This is a genomic window from Streptomyces sp. AC627_RSS907 (assembly GCF_019049165.1).
The window spans coordinates 1-567 of sequence record NZ_JAGMUE010000146.1; the positions used below are offsets into that span (position 1 = coordinate 1).

Here is a 567-nt window from a genome sequence, read left to right on the forward strand (position 1 = left end):
TTCCACGACGGTTTCTACGCCGCCCACCGTGGCATAGCCCGCGAGAACGTCGACTTCGTGATGCACCTGGGCGACTACATCTACGAGCACGGCCCGGTCGGCGGCGACCACGTGCGCGACCACAACGCGCCCGAGGTCCTGACGCTGGCCGACTACCGGGTGCGGCACGCGCTCTACAAGGGCGACGCGTCACTGCGCGAGGCGCACGCGGCCCACCCATGGTTCCTGACCTGGGACGACCACGAGGTGGTCAACGACTACAGCGGGACCGGTGGCGGGGCGCCGTTCATGCGGCGCCGGGCCGCCGCGTACCAGGCGTGGTACGAGCACATGCCGCACCGCGACGCCAGCGGCTCGGCGCTGCCCGACCCGGAGATCCACCGGGTGCGGCGCTGGGGCGACCTGCTGGAGCTGACCATCCTCGACCTGCGCTCCTACCGCTCCGCGCAGAACCTGCCGGACGGGACCATCCTGGGCGGCGCGCAGAAGGAGTGGCTCAAGCGGGGCGTGGACCGGGCCGGTGACGGTTGGCACTGCTGGGCCAACTCGATCATGCTCAGCCAGCTC

The 567-nt window shown here is 71.1% G+C and carries 1 protein-coding gene; it reads left to right on the plus strand.

What is annotated here, in order from left to right:
- Positions 1-567: alkaline phosphatase (locus tag KUM32_RS28575; RefSeq protein WP_217144863.1), on the plus strand; the 567-nt coding region annotated here is incomplete at both ends.